This window comes from Pseudomonas sp. S4_EA_1b, from assembly GCF_016307435.1.
GTDB classification, from domain to species: domain Bacteria; phylum Pseudomonadota; class Gammaproteobacteria; order Pseudomonadales; family Pseudomonadaceae; genus Aquipseudomonas; species Aquipseudomonas rhodesiae.
Genome location: NZ_JAEILC010000036.1, coordinates 1 through 16143, shown reverse-complemented (window position 1 = coordinate 16143; position 16143 = coordinate 1). Strand labels below are relative to the sequence as shown.

Annotated in this window: 15 protein-coding genes; 7 read left to right on the top strand and 8 right to left on the bottom strand. The window is 61.7% G+C overall.

Annotation, left to right across the window (positions count from 1 at the left end):
• Window positions 1-10: 10 nt before the first annotated feature.
• Complete coding sequence (acnB, locus tag YA0848_RS12645; RefSeq protein WP_034098200.1) at window positions 11-2620, bottom strand: bifunctional aconitate hydratase 2/2-methylisocitrate dehydratase; 2610 nt, start codon at window positions 2618-2620, stop codon at window positions 11-13.
• A 398-nt stretch (window positions 2621-3018) separates the two neighbouring features.
• Here acnB and YA0848_RS12640 point away from each other — a divergent pair, with 398 nt between their 5' ends.
• The gene (locus tag YA0848_RS12640) at window positions 3019-3489 is read left to right on the top strand and encodes a DUF1289 domain-containing protein (protein ID WP_034098199.1); all 471 of its coding nucleotides are present in this window, start codon (window positions 3019-3021) and stop codon (window positions 3487-3489) included.
• Window positions 3490-3562: 73 nt separating this feature from the next.
• Here the strand turns inward: YA0848_RS12640 and YA0848_RS12635 are convergent, their stop codons facing one another.
• The gene (locus YA0848_RS12635; protein WP_034098198.1) at window positions 3563-4426 is read right to left on the bottom strand and encodes a universal stress protein; all 864 of its coding nucleotides are present in this window, start codon (window positions 4424-4426) and stop codon (window positions 3563-3565) included.
• Window positions 4427-4576: 150 nt separating this feature from the next.
• Here YA0848_RS12635 and YA0848_RS12630 point away from each other — a divergent pair, with 150 nt between their 5' ends.
• A complete protein-coding gene (locus tag YA0848_RS12630; protein ID WP_034113894.1) occupies window positions 4577-5179 on the top strand; it encodes a tRNA-(ms[2]io[6]A)-hydroxylase in 603 nt (200 codons plus the stop codon).
• Here YA0848_RS12630 and YA0848_RS12625 read toward each other — a convergent pair.
• Window positions 5135-6334 carry an MFS transporter gene (locus tag YA0848_RS12625; protein WP_169902652.1) on the bottom strand — a complete coding sequence of 400 codons (1200 nt, stop codon included), beginning with the start codon at window positions 6332-6334 and terminating at the stop codon, window positions 5135-5137. The two genes, YA0848_RS12630 and YA0848_RS12625, sit on opposite strands and share 45 nt — an antisense overlap.
• 160 nt (window positions 6335-6494) lie before the next feature.
• Here YA0848_RS12625 and YA0848_RS12620 point away from each other — a divergent pair, with 160 nt between their 5' ends.
• Both YA0848_RS12620 and YA0848_RS12615 read left to right on the top strand, forming a co-directional pair.
• Entirely contained in the window at window positions 6495-7202 is a 708-nt protein-coding gene (locus YA0848_RS12620) for a winged helix-turn-helix domain-containing protein (RefSeq protein WP_198712250.1), read from the top strand.
• On the top strand, window positions 7203-8480 hold the full coding sequence (locus tag YA0848_RS12615) for an ATP-binding protein (RefSeq protein ID WP_169902651.1): 1278 nt from the start codon (window positions 7203-7205) through the stop codon (window positions 8478-8480). It begins immediately after the preceding gene.
• A gap of 28 nt (window positions 8481-8508) precedes the next feature.
• Here the strand turns inward: YA0848_RS12615 and ampC are convergent, their stop codons facing one another.
• Window positions 8509-9651 carry a class C beta-lactamase gene (ampC, locus tag YA0848_RS12610; RefSeq protein ID WP_034098190.1) on the bottom strand — a complete coding sequence of 381 codons (1143 nt, stop codon included), beginning with the start codon at window positions 9649-9651 and terminating at the stop codon, window positions 8509-8511.
• 134 nt (window positions 9652-9785) lie between these two features.
• Here ampC and YA0848_RS12605 point away from each other — a divergent pair, with 134 nt between their 5' ends.
• The gene (locus YA0848_RS12605; RefSeq protein WP_034113891.1) at window positions 9786-10664 is read left to right on the top strand and encodes a LysR family transcriptional regulator; all 879 of its coding nucleotides are present in this window, start codon (window positions 9786-9788) and stop codon (window positions 10662-10664) included.
• Window positions 10665-10748: 84 nt separating this feature from the next.
• The gene (locus tag YA0848_RS12600) at window positions 10749-11678 is read left to right on the top strand and encodes a DUF2252 family protein (protein WP_198712249.1); all 930 of its coding nucleotides are present in this window, start codon (window positions 10749-10751) and stop codon (window positions 11676-11678) included.
• 93 nt (window positions 11679-11771) lie between these two features.
• Here the strand turns inward: YA0848_RS12600 and yghX are convergent, their stop codons facing one another.
• The 3 genes from yghX to YA0848_RS12585 all read right to left on the bottom strand — a co-directional run bounded on the left by yghX (window position 11772) and on the right by YA0848_RS12585 (window position 14182).
• Window positions 11772-12659, bottom strand: coding sequence for a YghX family hydrolase (yghX, locus tag YA0848_RS12595; RefSeq protein WP_034098182.1), 888 nt, complete (start codon window positions 12657-12659; stop codon window positions 11772-11774).
• Window positions 12660-12703: 44 nt separating this feature from the next.
• Window positions 12704-13198 (bottom strand): PaaI family thioesterase, encoded by a 495-nt coding sequence (locus YA0848_RS12590; protein WP_034098181.1) that lies wholly within the window; start codon window positions 13196-13198, stop codon window positions 12704-12706.
• Between the two features lie 99 nt (window positions 13199-13297).
• A complete protein-coding gene (locus tag YA0848_RS12585) occupies window positions 13298-14182 on the bottom strand; it encodes a DMT family transporter (protein ID WP_034113886.1) in 885 nt (294 codons plus the stop codon).
• Window positions 14183-14271: 89 nt separating this feature from the next.
• On the opposite strand from YA0848_RS12585, the gene YA0848_RS12580 reads away from it, so the two are divergent.
• Window positions 14272-15597, top strand: coding sequence for an aminotransferase-like domain-containing protein (locus YA0848_RS12580; RefSeq protein ID WP_169902650.1), 1326 nt, complete (start codon window positions 14272-14274; stop codon window positions 15595-15597).
• Between the two features lie 24 nt (window positions 15598-15621).
• On the opposite strand, the gene YA0848_RS12575 is transcribed toward YA0848_RS12580, so the two are convergent.
• Complete coding sequence (locus YA0848_RS12575; protein WP_034113885.1) at window positions 15622-16053, bottom strand: nuclear transport factor 2 family protein; 432 nt, start codon at window positions 16051-16053, stop codon at window positions 15622-15624.
• Window positions 16054-16143 lie beyond the last annotated feature (90 nt).

The window sequence follows — 16143 nt, the reverse complement described above, 5'->3', positions numbered from 1 at the left end:
CAACACACCGTTAAGCTTGCAGCACCGGGATGTTGGCGCTGGCCGCGATCTTGCGGAACTCGGCGATCTGGTCGAAGTTCAGGTAGCGGTAGACGTCGCTGGCCATGGTGTCCAGCTTGGCCGCGTAGCCCATGTACTCCTCGACGGTCGGCAGGCGACCCAGGGTCGAAGCGACAGCCGCCAGCTCAGCCGAAGCCAGGTAGACGTTCGCGCCGTCACCCAGACGGTTCGGGAAGTTACGGGTCGACGTCGACACCACGGTGGAGTTCGGTTCTACCCGTGCCTGGTTACCCATGCACAGCGAGCAGCCCGGCATTTCCATGCGTGCGCCAGCCTTGCCATAGATGCCGTAGTAGCCTTCTTCGGTCAGTTGGTGAGCGTCCATCTTGGTCGGCGGCGACAGCCACAGACGGGTTGGCAGCTGACCCTTGACCTGTTCCAGCAACTTACCGGCAGCGCGGAAGTGACCGATGTTGGTCATGCAAGAACCGATGAACACTTCGTCGATCTTCTCGCCGGCAACGCTGGACAGCAGACGGGCATCGTCCGGGTCGTTCGGTGCGCAGAGGATCGGCTCGTTGATCTCGGCCAGGTCGATCTCGATGATTTCGGCGTATTCGGCGTCGGCATCGGCTTCCATCAGCTCCGGGTTGGCGACCCAGGCTTCCATCGCTTGGGCGCGACGTTCCAGGGTGCGTGCATCGCCGTAGCCTTCACCGATCATCCAGCGCAGCAGGGTGATGTTGGAGTTCAGGTACTCGGTGATGGACTCTTTGGACAGCTTGATGGTGCAACCGGCAGCCGAACGTTCGGCCGAGGCGTCGGACAGTTCGAACGCTTGCTCCAGGGTCAGGTCGTTCAGACCTTCGATTTCCAGGATGCGGCCGGAGAAGGCGTTTTTCTTGCCTTTCTTCTCTACGGTCAACAGGCCAGCCTGGATCGCGTAGTAAGGAATGGCATGAACCAGGTCACGCAGGGTGATGCCAGGTTTCATTTTGCCTTTGAAACGCACCAGGATCGATTCCGGCATGTCCAGCGGCATGACGCCGGTGGCGGCGGCGAACGCGACCAGACCGGAACCGGCTGGGAACGAGATGCCCATCGGGAAACGGGTGTGGGAGTCGCCGCCGGTGCCGACGGTGTCCGGCAGCAGCATGCGGTTCAGCCAGCTGTGGATGATGCCGTCGCCTGGACGCAGGGATACACCGCCACGGGTCATGATGAAGTCAGGCAGGGTGTGGTGGGTGGTCACGTCGATCGGCTTTGGATAGGCCGCGGTGTGGCAGAACGACTGCATCACCAGATCGGTGGAGAAGCCCAGGCACGCCAGGTCTTTCAGTTCGTCACGGGTCATCGGACCGGTGGTGTCCTGAGAACCTACGGTGGTCATCTTCGGTTCGCAGTAGGTGCCTGGACGCACGCCTTTGCCTTCCGGCAGGCCGCACGCCTTGCCGACCATCTTCTGTGCCAGGGTGAAGCCTTTGCCGGTGTCGACCGGGGCTTCTGGCAGCTTGAACAGATCGGTCGGGCCCAGGCCCAGCTCGGCACGGGCCTTGTCGGTCAGGCCACGGCCGATGATCAGCGGGATACGGCCGCCGGCGCGGACTTCGTCCAACAGCACTGGGGTCTTCATTTCGAAGGTGGTCAGGACTTCATCGGTGCCGTGCTTGCAGACTTTGCCAGCATGCGGGTACAGGTCGATCACGTCGCCCATGTGCATGTTGGTGACGTCGAACTCGATTGGCAGTGCGCCGGCATCTTCCATGGTGTTGTAGAAGATCGGAGCGATCTTGCTGCCGAAGCAGAAACCACCGGCACGCTTGTTCGGTACGTAAGGCACGTCGTCGCCGAAGAACCACAGTACGGAGTTGGTGGCGGATTTACGCGACGAACCGGTACCGACCACGTCACCGACGTAGGCGATCGGGAAGCCTTGGCCGCGCATCTCTTCGATCTGCTTCATTGGGCCGGTCTTGCCTTGCTCGTCCGGCACGATGCCTTCGCGCGCCATTTTCAGCATGGCCAGGGCGTGCAGCGGGATATCAGGGCGGGACCAGGCGTCCGGGGCAGGGGACAGGTCGTCGGTGTTGGTTTCGCCGGTGACCTTGAACACGCGCAGGCTGATCTTGTCGGCCAGGGTCGGGCGGTTCTTAAACCACTCGCCGTCGGCCCAGGACTGCAGCACCGCTTTGGCGTGTTCGTTACCGTTCTTGGCTTTTTCTGCCACGTCGTGGAACGCATCGAACATCAGCAGGGTGTGCTTGAGTTGAGCGGCGGCAACAGGTGCCAGCTCGGCATCGTCAAGCAGCTCGACCAGGGTCACGATGTTGTAGCCGCCTTGCATGGTGCCAAGCAGTTCAACGGCGCGCTTCTTGTCGATCAGGGGGGAAGTGGCTTCGCCCTTGGCCAGGGCAGACAGGAAACCGGCCTTGACGTAGGCAGCTTCGTCAACACCTGGTGGAATGCGGTTGGTGATCAGGTCAACGAGGAATTCTTCTTCGCCAGCCGGAGGATTCTTCAGCAGCTCGACCAGGCCTGCGGTTTGTTCGGCGTTAAGCGGCTGGGGAACGATACCCAGGGCTGCACGCTCTTCGATATGTTTGCGGTAGGCTTCAAGCACAGTTATTACCCTCATCAGTGGTCCCACGGGACGCTCATCCAGAAATGAACGGCACGCATGCGCTCGGGGGCTTTTTGGGCCGCAAAGCCAGCGCTGCCGGCATTCCTTACAGAAGCTGCTTTCAAAGTTTTACGCCTGCAGAACGGAGCTGATGAGGGTTGGCGCTGATGCTCGACCTACCGGGTCATTCACCATCGCCAACACCGTTCTGAAGGAACGACTGTGCTCGTGACGCTTTGAAAACAGCTTCCAGCGGATTATTGGCGCCTTACAAGGCCGGATGATTCTACGGCAAAAAAAAACTAAAGGTAAGTTGCCATGTCACGTTTGCCGGGTGATCGAGCTTAGACAAAGGGCTAACATGGCGCACTGTTTCGCTGATTTGCGTGTTGCCGCCCATGTCCAATTCAACCATCAAGACTCCCTGCGTCGGTCTGTGCTCCACGGTCTACGGCGATCTCGTGTGCCGCGGCTGCAAGCGTTTCCATCACGAAGTGATCCAGTGGAACGGCTACGACGAGGAGGCAAAGCGCGCGGTATGGCTGCGCTTGGAGCAGTTGCTGGTACAGGTGATGGCCGGCAAGCTTGAAGTATTCGACCCGCAGAAACTGCGTTGGCAACTGGAACAGCGCAAGATCCGTTTCGTGCCGCACCAGTCCGAGTACTGCTGGGCGTATCAGTTGATTGCTCGCGGAGCGCGGGTGATTTCCAATTTGGAGGCCTATGGCATGGTGCTGTTGCCGGAGTTTCGTGACTGGGCCCTGCCGGAACTGCGCGATGCTATCGACCGTGAGTTTTTTATCCTGTCCGAGGCTCACTACCAGCGCTATATCGCGCCGGCTTTCCTGAACGATGCGCTGGCTGACTGACAGCGCAATTCCAAATATGAGAGGGGGGCTTGCCCCCTCCCACTTTGGATCTCAGTTGTGTTGGAAGTTGGCGTCAGTCCTTGGCAGCCAGCTCTTGCAACTGATCCATCAACGTCTCCGGTTTGAGCACCAGCACATCGCTTTCCACTTTATCCAGCACCACCTCCGCGGTGTTGCCTATCAATGCGCCGGTCAGGCCGGTGCGCGCCACGGTGCCGATAATGGTCACCGCCGCTTGCAGCTTGCTGGCCATATGAGGAATCAGCACATCCGCCGGGCCTTCTTCGATATGCAGGTGGGTATCGTCCACATCGAATTCGGCCTGGAAGGCTTGGCACTGCTCGCGATACCGTGCCTCGATGCTTTCCTTGAGCTGGAACGTGGGGTCCGCCGCCGACAGCATCGGCGAGGGATGGGCGCTGATCACATGTAACTGGGCCTTGGCCAGGTAGGCGATGTCGAAACCATGGTCGATGATCGAATGGTGCAGCGAGCGGTGCTCCACATCGCTGTTGCCCACATCGATGGCGGCCAGGATCACTTTGCCGGCCCAGGGTGTGGCGGTTTTGACCAGCAGCACCGGCGCGGGGCAGTAGCGCAGCAATTTCCAGTCTGTCGGTGTCAGCAGGGCCTTTTTCAGCGGGCTATCAGGGTAGTGCTGCTTGATCACCAAGCCACAGCCTTCAGCCTGCTGCACCGCGATGACGGTGTCATGCAGGCTATCGTTCCAGGCCTGTTCGGTGGTCACGCTGTAGCCTTCTTCGGTCAGGCTCGCTTTGAGTACGCTGAGCAGCGCGGAGTGCTCGTGTTTGCGGTCGCACACCAACAGATGCAGATGCGCCCCGGTCACCCCGGCGATCAGCTTGGCGCGCTTGAGGGCCAGGCTCTCGGAATGTTCGGTTTCAAGGACCACCAGGATGCTGCGGACGTCTTGCATGGTCGGTTACTCCGGAAACAAGGGGGGTGTCACAACTATAGTTGCTCCGCGCCGGGCGTCATGTTGATGCACATCAAGCCCGGTGGCTGGTGGTCTGCGGCACGGTCGGTATAATCGGCGCCCTTTTGTGATCCTTTGCCCGTGAGCCCGATGAACCTGCCCGAAATCCACGAATTCCTCGGTTGCCGTACCCCTGACGCCTGGGTCCAGGCCGCATTGGCCGATCAGGACACCTTGTTGATCGACCACAAGAACTGTGAATTCAAGGCCGCCAGTACGGCACTGAGCCTAATGGCCAAGTACCACGCCCATGTCGACCTGATCAATATGATGTCGCGCCTGGCCCGGGAAGAGTTGGTGCATCACGAGCAAGTCATGCGCCTGATGAAAAAGCGCAAGGTCGAACTGCGCCAGCTGCACGCCGGGCGCTATGCCTCGGGACTGCGCAAAGTGGTGCGTAGCCATGAGCCGGTCAAATTGGTGGATACCCTGGTGGTCGGCGCGTTTATCGAGGCGCGCAGTTGCGAGCGTTTCGAAGCGCTGGTGCCCCATCTGGACGACGAGCTCGGCAAGTTCTACTTCGGTCTGCTCAAAAGCGAGGCCCGGCACTTTCAGGGGTACTTGAAGCTGGCCTACCAATATGGCGACGCCAAGGACATCGCCCAAGTGATCGAGCGGGTAAGGGCGGCCGAGCAAGAGCTGATCGAGTCACCCGACGTTGAGTTCCGCTTTCACAGTGGCGTGCCAGCCTGAGGCGACCGCCAGGCCGATCAGCGCGGTGATCCCGGTTAATAACAGGATCACCGTTTGTGTGCCCAGGGGCGTGGCCAACAGCGCAATCGCCAACCCCGCCAGGGGTTGCGCCAGGTTGTTGAGCAGGGTAATCACCCCCACCGTCTTGCCGAAGTCCTGAACCGGGATGACCCGCTGGCGGGTGCTGCGCAGGTACACGTTGAACATCTTGTCGAAGCCGGTGATCAGCAGGAAACCCACGGTATAGACCCACACAGCAGGGCTGATCGCGGTGATCAGCGCACCGATTGCAATCATCGAATACCCCAGCCCACCCATAAGCTTCAAGGGTAAAGTGGCGCGGGCCAGGTAGAACAGAATCGCAATGGTGACCAACGCCCCGCCAGCCTGGAGCAGGGCGTAGGCGTCCTTGCCGGCGGCGAACTGGCCGGTGACCAACGCCGCCGAGGTCGCCAGCGTGACACCGACGATCAGGTTGACGCCGACCGCCAGAATAATGATGCGCTTCAACGCCGCCAGGCGGCCGATGTGGCCCAAGGCGATACGCAGCGGTTGCAGCCAGATGTCGGAATGCTGCGCATGACTGGGCAGGCCCATCGAGGTGTGGCGTTGCCAGATCAGCATGGCCAGATCGGCCAGCACGAACAGCCCGGCCACGCCTGCTACCACCCACGGCCAGCTCCATATTTCCAGCAGCAACGCCGCCAGCAGTGGGCCGAGCACCAGGCCGCTCTGATCGGCAATCTGTGAATAGGACAACGTCTTGGCGTAGCTGTACTGTGCGAAGCCATGGGGCATCACGACTTCCCGCGCCATAATGCCTAGGGTCGTCAGCACCCCGCACAGAGCCGACAGGATCACCAACCAATAAATCCCATCAAACAACCCATACAGCACCACCGCGATCGCACATGCCAATGCCCGATAGACCTGGCTGATATGCAACATCCGCAGCGGCGAAAACTTGTCGCACAACGCGCCGCACACCGGGAATGCCAGGTAGCGCGGCAGGGACTCGACAAAAAACGCAAGGCCCGCCCACGCCACGCTGCCGGTGGTCTGGAACACGAGCAGCGGCACGATAAACAACAGAATCTGGTCCGCCAGCCGCGACAAGAACAGCGACACGAAGAACGCCAGGTAATCCTTGCGCATACAACTCCCTGTAGATGGCGTAAAAAACTGCGGGCTATTTGTTAAAAACTCTTAAAAGCATGAAGCTTGGCCCATCGATGCCGGCCGGCCGCTCAAGTGGTGCAGCTTGCCACCTATACTGCGCGCTCTTCAATCAATCGCCGTTTGCAACTGAGAACCTATGGAAAACCTGGGGCTGGGCAAGGTCCTGCTTGTCGAGGACGACGAGCGGCTGGCAGGGCTGATCGCACATTTTTTGTCGCAGCATGGCTTTGACGTGCGCGTGGTACACCGGGGCGACGAGGCCCTGGCGGCCTTTCTAGACTTCACGCCAAAGATGGTGGTGCTCGATTTGATGCTGCCGGGCCAGAGTGGCTTGCAGGTGTGCCGCGAGATCCGCCGGGTGTCGGACACGCCCATCGTGATCCTCACCGCCAAAGAGGACGATCTGGACCATATCTTGGGCTTGGAGTCCGGTGCCGACGACTACGTGATCAAACCGATCAAACCACCGGTGCTGCTGGCGCGCCTGTGTGCATTGCAACGCCGCCAGGCGCCGGAGCCTACGGTGCGCGGAGCCCTAGCGTTCGGCCGGTTGGCCATCGACCGCAGTTGCCGGGTGGTCAGCCTAGGGGACGAGCGCATCGACCTGACCACCATGGAGTTCGAGCTGCTCTGGCTGCTGGCCAGCAATGCTGGCAGCATCCTGTCGCGCGATGACATCCTCAACCGCATGCGCGGCATCGCCTTCGATGGCCTCAACCGCAGTGTCGACGTGTACATCAGCAAGCTGCGCGCCAAGCTCAACGACAACCCTCGCGAACCGGTGTGCATCAAGACCATCTGGGGCAAGGGCTACCTGTTCAATCCATTTGCGTGGGAGGTCTAGGTGCTGCGGCTGTACCTGCGTTTATATCTGATCCTGGCGTTGGGCCTGGCAGGCGCAATCTGGCTGGTCAACTACACCTTCGACGAGCTGCTGCCCGACGCCAACGAAACCTACAACCGCGAGGCCATGCGTGGCCCGGCGTATGGCGTAGTCGAAAAACTGCGGCCATTACCCAGTGCACAGCGCCAGGCCCGGCTCGCCGAGCTGCAACCGCACTATGGGCTGCGTCTGCAATTGGTGCACAAAGACACCCAGGCGCTAACCTCCCGAGAGCAAGCGCTGCTGGCTCAGGGCCTGCTGGTGGTGCGTGGCGACTTCAAGGAGTTCCTCGCCGCTATCGACGCTGGCCCGCAGTTGCTGGAGATCAAACTGCCGGAAGAACCCAAATGGCTGTACCTATGGGCCTATGGCCTTCTCGGCGTGTGCCTGGCCCTTGTGCTGTATTTTTGGGTGCGCCCGCATTGGCGCGACCTGGAACACATCCGCCTGGCTGCCCAGCGTTTCGGCGATAACGACCTGGGCTCACGCATCCTGCTGCCGCGCCGCTCCACCGTGCGCGAGCTGGCCGGCCACTTCAACCAGATGGCCGAACGCATCGAAAGCCTGATCGCCAATCAGCGCGAACTCACCAACGCCGTGTCCCACGAATTGCGTACACCGATTGCACGGTTGTCGTTCGAGCTCGACCAGCTCAAGCAACAGGCCGACCCGCGCCAACGCGGCGAACTGATTGCCGACATGTACGCAGACCTCGGCGAACTGGAAGAGATGGTCTCGGAGTTGCTCACCTACGCCAGCCTGGAACGCGGCGCCACCCAGGTCACCCGCGAGCGCATCGAAGCCCACAGCTGGCTCGACAGCGTGATCGGCAGCGTGGCGCTGGAGGCCGAGGCGGCCGGTGTGCAGTTATCGTTGCGCGTGTGCGAGGTGGATTTTATCCAGATCGAACCGCGCTTTATGGCCCGCGCGGTGATCAACCTGTTGCGCAACGCCATTCGTTACGCCGAGCGCCGGGTGCACGTGTCATTGCTCGCATTCGGTAACGGTTATGAAGTGCGCGTGTGTGACGACGGCCCCGGCGTGCCTGAGGGCGGCCGCGCGAAAATCTTCCAACCCTTCATGCGCCTGGACGCCAGCCGCGACCGCCGCACTGGCGGCTTCGGCCTGGGGCTGGCCTTGGTGCAGCGGGTGTCACAGTGGCACGGCGGGCAGGTCGAGGTGCGGGATTCGGAATGGGGCGGGGCGTCGTTTCGCATGACCTGGGCGTACGCCGAATAACCCGCAGAACCACGCCCGCCTGAGTGCGTTATGGGGCCAGGGCACTCAAGATGGCATGTGCCACTTTCACCCGTTCGGCGTTCGGGTAGTTCCTGTTCGCCAGGATCACCACGCCTTTGTCCTGGCTCGGTACGTACGCCACGTACGCGCCAAACCCGCTGGTGGAGCCGGTTTTGTTGTACAGCACATTGGCCGGTTGCGCCTGGGGCTGGGTGAACCAGCTGGCTGCATGGGGTTGCAGGGCCATGGGCGTGGAGTTGCCGTCGATCAACGCTTGCAGCGAAATGGGGTAGGGGTAGTACTCCCAGCCCAGGGCCTGGGTCATGCCATCCACGCGGTAGTAACCGCTATGGGTGGTGGCGATGGCCTGTTGCAGCGGCTGTTCCAGGGTTTGCGGGTGCATGTTCGCCTGGACGTAGCGTGCGAGGTCGTGGGCGCTGGTCTTGATGCCATAGGCTTCGCTGTCCAGCGCGCCGGGGCTGACGCGCACGGGCTTGTCCTGTTTGTCATAGCCTTGGGCGTAAAGGGCCATTTGCGCCTTTGGCACGTTCACATAGGTGTGTTTCAGGCCCAGTTTGGGCAGCAGTGTTTGCTCCATGGCGACGTTGTACGGCTGCTCTAGGCTTTGCGCGGCCAGATACCCGAACAGGCCGATGCTGGGGTTGGAATACAGCCGCTGTGCGCCGGGCGCATAGGTGGGTTTCCAGTGCTGGAAGTAGTTGAGCATGCCGCCTGCAGTGTCAGCGGCTTGGGGGAACTGCAACGGCAAACCGCCGGCGGTGTAGGTGGCCAGTTGCAACAGGCTGATCTGCTCGAAAGCGCTGCCCTTTAGGGCCGGCAGGTGCTGGCTGGCCTTGTCCGATAGCGTGAGTTTGCCGGTGGCTTGGGCGTAGCCGCCCAGGGTGGCGGCGAAGGTTTTACTGACCGAACCCACTTCAAATAGCGTGTTTTCGCTGACCGGCTGTTGGGTTTCTCGGGAGGCAAGGCCGTAATTAAAGTATTGCACCTGGCCTTGGTGAATCACCGCGACCGAAAGGCCGGTGATGCCTTGCTGGCGCATCAGCGGCTCGATGCTGGCGTTGACCACGGGGCGCAGGTCGGTACTGGCGATGCAACTGCCCGCGCCGAGCAGCAGTGCAGAAAGAACGAGGGTGTGTGCGTAGTGACGCATGGTGGTTGGCTTCCCTATAAGTGTCGCGATAACAATAAAGGCCTGCGCAGGCGCCGCAAATCTAGGTGGATTTCATTCGGTCGACAAACGATCATATCTCGCACCTGCCATTAGAAAAATTGGGGCTCAAACCCATGTTGCGTTCCCATCTGCCCCTCAATGCCTTGCGTGCCTTCGAAGCCTCGGCCCGGCACTTGAGCTTCACCCGCGCCGCCATTGAGCTGTGCGTGACCCAGGCGGCGGTCAGCCATCAGGTAAAAAGCCTGGAGGCGCAACTCAATGTGACTTTGTTCAAACGCTTGCCGCGCGGGCTGATGCTCACCCGCGAAGGCGAAACCCTGCTGCCGGTGCTGCGTGAATCCTTCGATCGCATTGCCCAGACTTTGGGCCAGTTCGAAGGCGGGCATTACCGCGAAGTGCTGACTGTGGGCGCGGTGGGCACCTTCGCGGTAGGCTGGCTGTTGCCGCGCCTGGCCGACTTCCAGGCCCGCTACCCGCTTATCGACCTGCGCTTGTCCACCCATAACAACCGTGTCGACGTGGCCGCCGAAGGCTTGGACTACGCAGTACGTTTCGGTGCCGGCGCCTGGCATGGCACCGATGCCTGCCATCTGCTGGAAGCGCCGCTGACGGTGCTGTGCATCCCCGCGATCGCCGAGCAACTGCATACGCCACACGACCTGTTGAAACACACGCTGCTGCGCTCCTATCGCGCCGATGAGTGGAGCCTGTGGTTTCACGCTGCGGGTTTGCCCGTCGACACCCTGGTGCCGCGCAGCATCGTGTTCGACTCCTCCCTGGCGATGATGGATGCGGCGCTGCAAGGCATCGGCGTTGCGTTGGCACCGGCGCTGATGTTCACGCGGCAACTGGAGAACGATCTGATCCGCCAGCCTTTCGATGTCGGCATCAACACCGGCAGTTACTGGCTGACGCGCCTGCAATCGCGGGCCGAAACCTCGGCAATGTTGGCGTTCAAGGAGTGGTTGCAAGTGCAATCCGGCGACGTCTGAGCTGTCCTAGTGCCATTATCTTGAAACAAAATGAAACATTCTCCCGGGCGCTGCGATCTACTGTGGCCCCACCTGAGGCTGTTCATGAAAATTCCACGCCCCTCCGCTCGCATGCCGCACCTGACTCAACTGCGCAATCTGAAGATGGCGCGCTCGGCTCACGCCTATGTGCGCGGCAGCACCGTACAGTTTTACGAGTGGCTGCACAGCCTGCCGGGGCGCCGCTTGCCCCATGGACCGGCGATCTGGATCTGCGGCGACTGCCACGCCGGCAACCTGGGCCCGACCGGCGACAACAACGGCCGTATCGACATGCATATCCGCGACCTCGACCAAACGGTGCCCTTGGGCAAACACTTCTGGTCGCTGTCGCGCGCGGAAAAAAGCGCGTTGGAGCACGTCTGCGCCTCGGATGACATTCACCAGTTGGTCACCTCGCTTAAAGGTCGGCCAAAGGATGCCAAGGTTGAACTGCTGGACTCTGCATATTGGGTAAAAGGCTGCAGTTCCCTTGGCCTGATGCGCTATGCGGTATTGCTCGGCGTGGGTGACAAAGATGATCAGGAATACTGCCTGATCGATATCAAGGAAGCCGTTGGCGCAGCCGCACCCCGAGCGCCGCGGGCGAAGATGCCTCGGGACAATGGTCGTCGCGTGGTCGAAGGCGCACGCCATCTATCGCCAGGATTGGGCGAGCGCATGGTGGCGACGCGTTTTCTGGATCACGGCTTTTTTATCCGCGAACTGCTGCCCCAGGACATGAAGTTGGAGCTGGATGAACTGAGCGAAACCGATGCCATGCACGCTGCCGGTTATCTGGCCCGCGTAGTCGGCATCGCCCACGCCCGCCAGATGGATCGCGCCACCCGCAAAGCATGGATGGCAGTGCTCCAGGAAAACCGCACCCGACAACTGGATGCGCCGTCATGGCTATGGACGAGCGTGGTGCAACTGGTGGGCAGCCATGAACAAGGCTACCTCAACCATTGCCGGCGATATGCTCTGGAACACTGATCCTCAGCGTGCCGTGATGAGCAGGGCAAGCCTGCTCATCACAAGCGTTGCATGTGCTAGCTTTCGGCAGGCAGCCCCCGCTGACAGTCGATCTCACGCCAGGTATTTGCGAAACCACCCCAAGGTGCGCTCCCACGCCAGGTTCGCCGCCGCTTCGTCATAGCGCGGTGTCGAATCGTTGTGAAACCCATGGTTGGCGCCCTGGTAGATATACGCCTCATAGGTCGTCCCGGCCGCTTTCAACGCTTGCTCATAGGCCGGCCAGCCTTCGTTGATTCGCGTGTCCAGCTCGCCGAAGTGCAGCATGATCGGCGCCTTGATACGCGCGACGTCCTTGGCGTCCGGTTGGCGCCCGTAGAACGACACCGCCGCGCCCAGGTCGGGGTAGGCCACCGCCGCCGCATTGGTCACGCCGCCGCCGTAGCAGAAACCGGTGATGCCGACTTTGCCGGTGCTGCTGTCGTGTTTCATCAGCCAGTCGATGGCGGCGAAGAAGTCGTTCATCAGTCGGGTCGGGTCGATTTTCTCTTGCAGCGCTTTGCCTTTTTCGTCATTGCCGGGGTAGCCGCCGACCGATGTGAGACCGTCCGGCGCCAGGGCGATGAAACCGGCCTTGGCCAGGCGTCGCGCGACGTCTTCGATATAAGGGTTCAAGCCGCGGTTTTCATGCACCACCACCACCGCCGGCAGTTTGCCGCTGGCATTGGCCGGGCGCACCAGATAGCCGCGTACCGTGCCGTGGCCTTGGGGCGAGGGGTAGGTGATGTAGTCGGCGACGATGGCCGGGTCAGTGAATTTCACCTGTTCGGCCAGGGCATAGTTGGGGCTAAGCGCCGCCAGCAGCGCCGATGCGGTCAGCCCGCCCAAGGTGAACAGCGCGGCGCGGTCGAGAAACTCGCGGCGGTTGATCGTGCCGTGGGCATAGCCGTCATAGAGTTCCAGCAGTTCGGGAGCGAAGTCTTTGGCGGTCAGACGTTCCATTAGTGCAGTCCTCAATAAGCGATGGCAGTGAGGGTAGCCCAGGTTCAGTCGCTGCGACCGTGGGCAGCGGCAGCCAATTGGCCGGTATCGACGCGCACGAACACCGAATCACCGATGGCCGTAAGCACATCGCCGGCGTACACCTCGCAGATTACCTGGGTTTTGCGCCCGACTTCGCCCTCGACCCGCGCACGCAACGTCAGCGGCACGCCCATGGGGGTGGGCTTGATGAATTTGATACCCAGGTTGCCGGTGACGCAGTCGATACGCGGCAGGCTGCCGGGTTCGCGCTGTTCGGCCTGATAGTGATAGGCCATGGCGGTCCAGTTGGAGTGGCAGTCCACCAGCATGGCGATCAGGCCGCCATAGACCAGGTCCGGCCAGCCGCAATAGCGAGCGTCGGGCTGATGCTCGGCGATCACATGGATGCGGTCTTCGTCCCAGCGACTCTTGATATGCAAACCATGGGGGTTGCTGCTGCCGCAGCCGTAGCAGACGCCTTCCGGCGCGGTAGTGTCCTGCAGTGAAGGGGCGTGCATGTCGCATCCTTTTATTCTGTGGCGATAGCTCTGTTTAGCAGGACAAACGACGAATGGGAATAAAACGCTGAGCTAATGGTGCCGCTGCGCGACGACGGATCACCGCGCAAAGCGCCTGGCGCCCGCCACACATGCGATCACCATGAGCGTCACCAGCAGCATGCCCAGGCTGACCTGTTCATGCAGCAATCCAGCCGCCAGCGCCAGGCCGAAGAACGGTTGCAGCAACTGCAACTGGCCGACAGCCGCAATACCGCCCTGGGCGAGGCCGCGATACCAGAATACGAAGCCGATCAGCATGCTGAACAACGCCACGTAGCCCAGGCTCAGCCACGCCGACAGGCTGATCCCGGAGACGCTCGACGGCGCCAGTAAAAGGCTCAGCGGCGCCACCACTGGCAGTGCCACCACCAGTGCCCAACAGATCACCTGCCAACCGCCGAGGCTGCGCGACAGCGTGGCGCCCTCGGCATACCCCAGGCCGCACACCAGCACCGCCAGCAGCATCAGCAAATCGCCAGCCGGAGCGGCGGTCAGGCCCTGCGACAAGGCGTAACCCACCACCAATGCGCTGCCCAGCAGCGAAAACAACCAGAACACCGGGCGCGGCCGCTCCCCACCGCGCCACACCGCAAACACCGCAGTGGCCAGCGGCAACAAGCCGATAAACACGATGGAGTGGGCGGAGGTCACGTATTGCAACGCCATGGCGGTGAGCAGGGGGAAACCGATCACCACGCCCAGCGAGACGATCGCCAGAGGCAGCCACTGCTGGCGGGTGGGGCGTTTCTCCTTGAATACCCGTAGCAGCAACACCGCCAGCAGCGCGGCGAGGGTGGCGCGGATCATGGTCAGGAACACTGGATCGAATTCCATCACCGCCAGGCGCGTGGCCGGCAGTGAACCACTGAAGATCACCACGCCGATAAAACCGTTGATCCAGCCCTGGGTGCGGGTGTCCGGGGTGTCGAGGGAACGTTCCATGAGGTCTGCCTGAAAAAGAGAAGTTGCGTGGGCGTCATCCTAGGAGCGAGGATTGGGACAATCAAAAAATTGTCATGGATACAGCCGCCATGCCGCGAGCCCGTTACAAACTGCTGGTCGACCGCTTCGCCCACGCCATCCGCTCAGGTGCGTTGGCGCCCGGAACCCGGCTGCCTACGCACCGTCAGTTGGCCGCCGAACATGGCTTGGCGCTGGCAACGGCGAGCCGCGTGTACACTGAGTTGGAGGCCATGGGCCTGGTCAGTGGCGAAACGGGACGGGGCACTTTTGTCCGTGAAATCGCCTTGCCGCCGGGGCAGGGCAGTGGGCAGATGAACGTGGCGGCGGGCCTGCTCGATCTGAATTTCAACTATCCGTCCTTGCCCGGCCAGGCCGACCTGCTGCGCACGGCTCTGCGCCAGTTGGCGCTGTCCGGCGACCTGGAAGCCTTACTGCGTTACCAGCCCCATGCCGGCCGTATACACGAGCGCGCCGCCGTCGCTCGGCACTTGCTTAGTCGCGGCTTAGCGGTGGCGGCCGAACAGGTGCTGGTGGTCAGCGGTGCGCAACATGGCCTGGCGGTGACCATGATGGCGCTGCTCAAGCCGGGCGATGTGATTGCCGTCGATGCGCTGACGTACTCGGGGTTCAAGGTGCTGGCCGAAACCCTGCATCTGGAAATCCTTGCTCTGCCGGTCACCGCCTACGGTCCGGACCTGGCCGCTCTGCAGCAGTTGTGCCGCCGCCGCCCGGTGCGCGCGGTGTACAGCATGCCGACCCTGCATAACCCACTCGGTTGGGTGATGGACCTGACGCAGCGCGAGCGGTTGGTGGACATCGCCCGCCAGCACAATCTGATGATCATCGAGGATGCGGCCTACGCGTTTCTCGCCGAAGACGCACCGCCGCCCGTGGCCAGCCTGGCGCCGGAACGCACTGTCTATGTCGGCGGGTTATCCAAGAGTGTCGCCACCGGTTTACGCGTGGGGTTTGTCGCGGCACCGCCGGCGTGGGTCAGCGCGCTGGAGCGCAGGGTGATGGCCACCACCTGGAATGTGCCCGGCATCATGAGCGCCATCGCCGTGGGCTGGCTGGAAGACGGCACTGTGGCGCAGTTGGAAGCGCAAAAGCGCGAGGACGCCAAGGCGCGGCAGGCGTTGGCGGCGCAGGTGCTCAAGGGGTTGGATTACACCTGCCACCCGTCCTCGTATTTTTTGTGGTTACCGCTGGCCGAAGATGCCCGTGCCGATCAAGTGGCAATGGCTTTGCAGCGCCAGGGCGTGTCGGTGTCCACCGCCGAGCCGTTCGCGGTCTCGACCCATGTGCCCCATGCGCTGCGCCTGGCCCTGGGGTCGGTGGACATGCCGGCGCTGCGCGAGGCGTTGCTCAAGGTGCGCAACATCGTCGCGTGGTGAGCCGCGCTGGGCTCACCGGGTGCGTCAGAACTTGAACGCTTGGCGACCGATCAGCAGCCAGTGGCCTTTTTGCTTCTGCCAAACCTGGAAGTTTTCGATATCGGTCGGCACCTCAACGCCACTGTTCACCGCTTGGGCGTGAAAGTGGTTGCGTACCAATGCCGTATCGCCGTTCAAGGTGATGGTCTGCTTCTGCATTTCCAGGGTCTTGAAGCCGCTGCGGCCGGTTTCGATGTCGGCGATAAATTCCTGTTTGTTCTGGATCTTGCCGCTGGAGTGGCCGTAGGTCAGCTTCTCGGCGGTGAGGGCCTGCAATTGCTTGATGTCTTTATGCAGCATGGCTTGGGTCAGGTGGTCGACGGCTTGGGCTACATCCTGGTCGTCGGCGGCAGGGCCGGCGGCGACGTAGCCGCTGAACAGACATAGAAAGCCGATCAGCACTTTGATGTTTTGCATGGAGAGGTCCTTATTGTTATGGAGGCGAGACGACGATTAAGTCGTCGTACAACCATGCAATAAATCAGCTTGGGATGGAAAGTAAAATTT

Bases quoted from the DNA above. Each gene is read 5' to 3' on its own strand.
- YA0848_RS12640 (WP_034098199.1), top strand. From the start codon at position 3,019: ATGTCCAATTCAACCATCAAGACTCCCTGCGTCGGTCTGTGCTCCACG.
- YA0848_RS12635 (WP_034098198.1), bottom strand. From the start codon at position 4,426: ATGCAAGACGTCCGCAGCATCCTGGTGGTCCTTGAAACCGAACATTCC.
- YA0848_RS12630 (WP_034113894.1), top strand. From the start codon at position 4,577: ATGAACCTGCCCGAAATCCACGAATTCCTCGGTTGCCGTACCCCTGAC.
- YA0848_RS12625 (WP_169902652.1), bottom strand. From the start codon at position 6,334: ATGCGCAAGGATTACCTGGCGTTCTTCGTGTCGCTGTTCTTGTCGCGG.
- YA0848_RS12620 (WP_198712250.1), top strand. From the start codon at position 6,495: ATGGAAAACCTGGGGCTGGGCAAGGTCCTGCTTGTCGAGGACGACGAG.
- ampC (WP_034098190.1), bottom strand. From the start codon at position 9,651: ATGCGTCACTACGCACACACCCTCGTTCTTTCTGCACTGCTGCTCGGC.
- YA0848_RS12605 (WP_034113891.1), top strand. From the start codon at position 9,786: ATGTTGCGTTCCCATCTGCCCCTCAATGCCTTGCGTGCCTTCGAAGCC.
- YA0848_RS12600 (WP_198712249.1), top strand. From the start codon at position 10,749: ATGAAAATTCCACGCCCCTCCGCTCGCATGCCGCACCTGACTCAACTG.
- yghX (WP_034098182.1), bottom strand. From the start codon at position 12,659: ATGGAACGTCTGACCGCCAAAGACTTCGCTCCCGAACTGCTGGAACTC.
- YA0848_RS12590 (WP_034098181.1), bottom strand. From the start codon at position 13,198: ATGCACGCCCCTTCACTGCAGGACACTACCGCGCCGGAAGGCGTCTGC.
- YA0848_RS12585 (WP_034113886.1), bottom strand. From the start codon at position 14,182: ATGGAACGTTCCCTCGACACCCCGGACACCCGCACCCAGGGCTGGATC.
- YA0848_RS12580 (WP_169902650.1), top strand. From the start codon at position 14,272: ATGCCGCGAGCCCGTTACAAACTGCTGGTCGACCGCTTCGCCCACGCC.
- YA0848_RS12575 (WP_034113885.1), bottom strand. From the start codon at position 16,053: ATGCAAAACATCAAAGTGCTGATCGGCTTTCTATGTCTGTTCAGCGGC.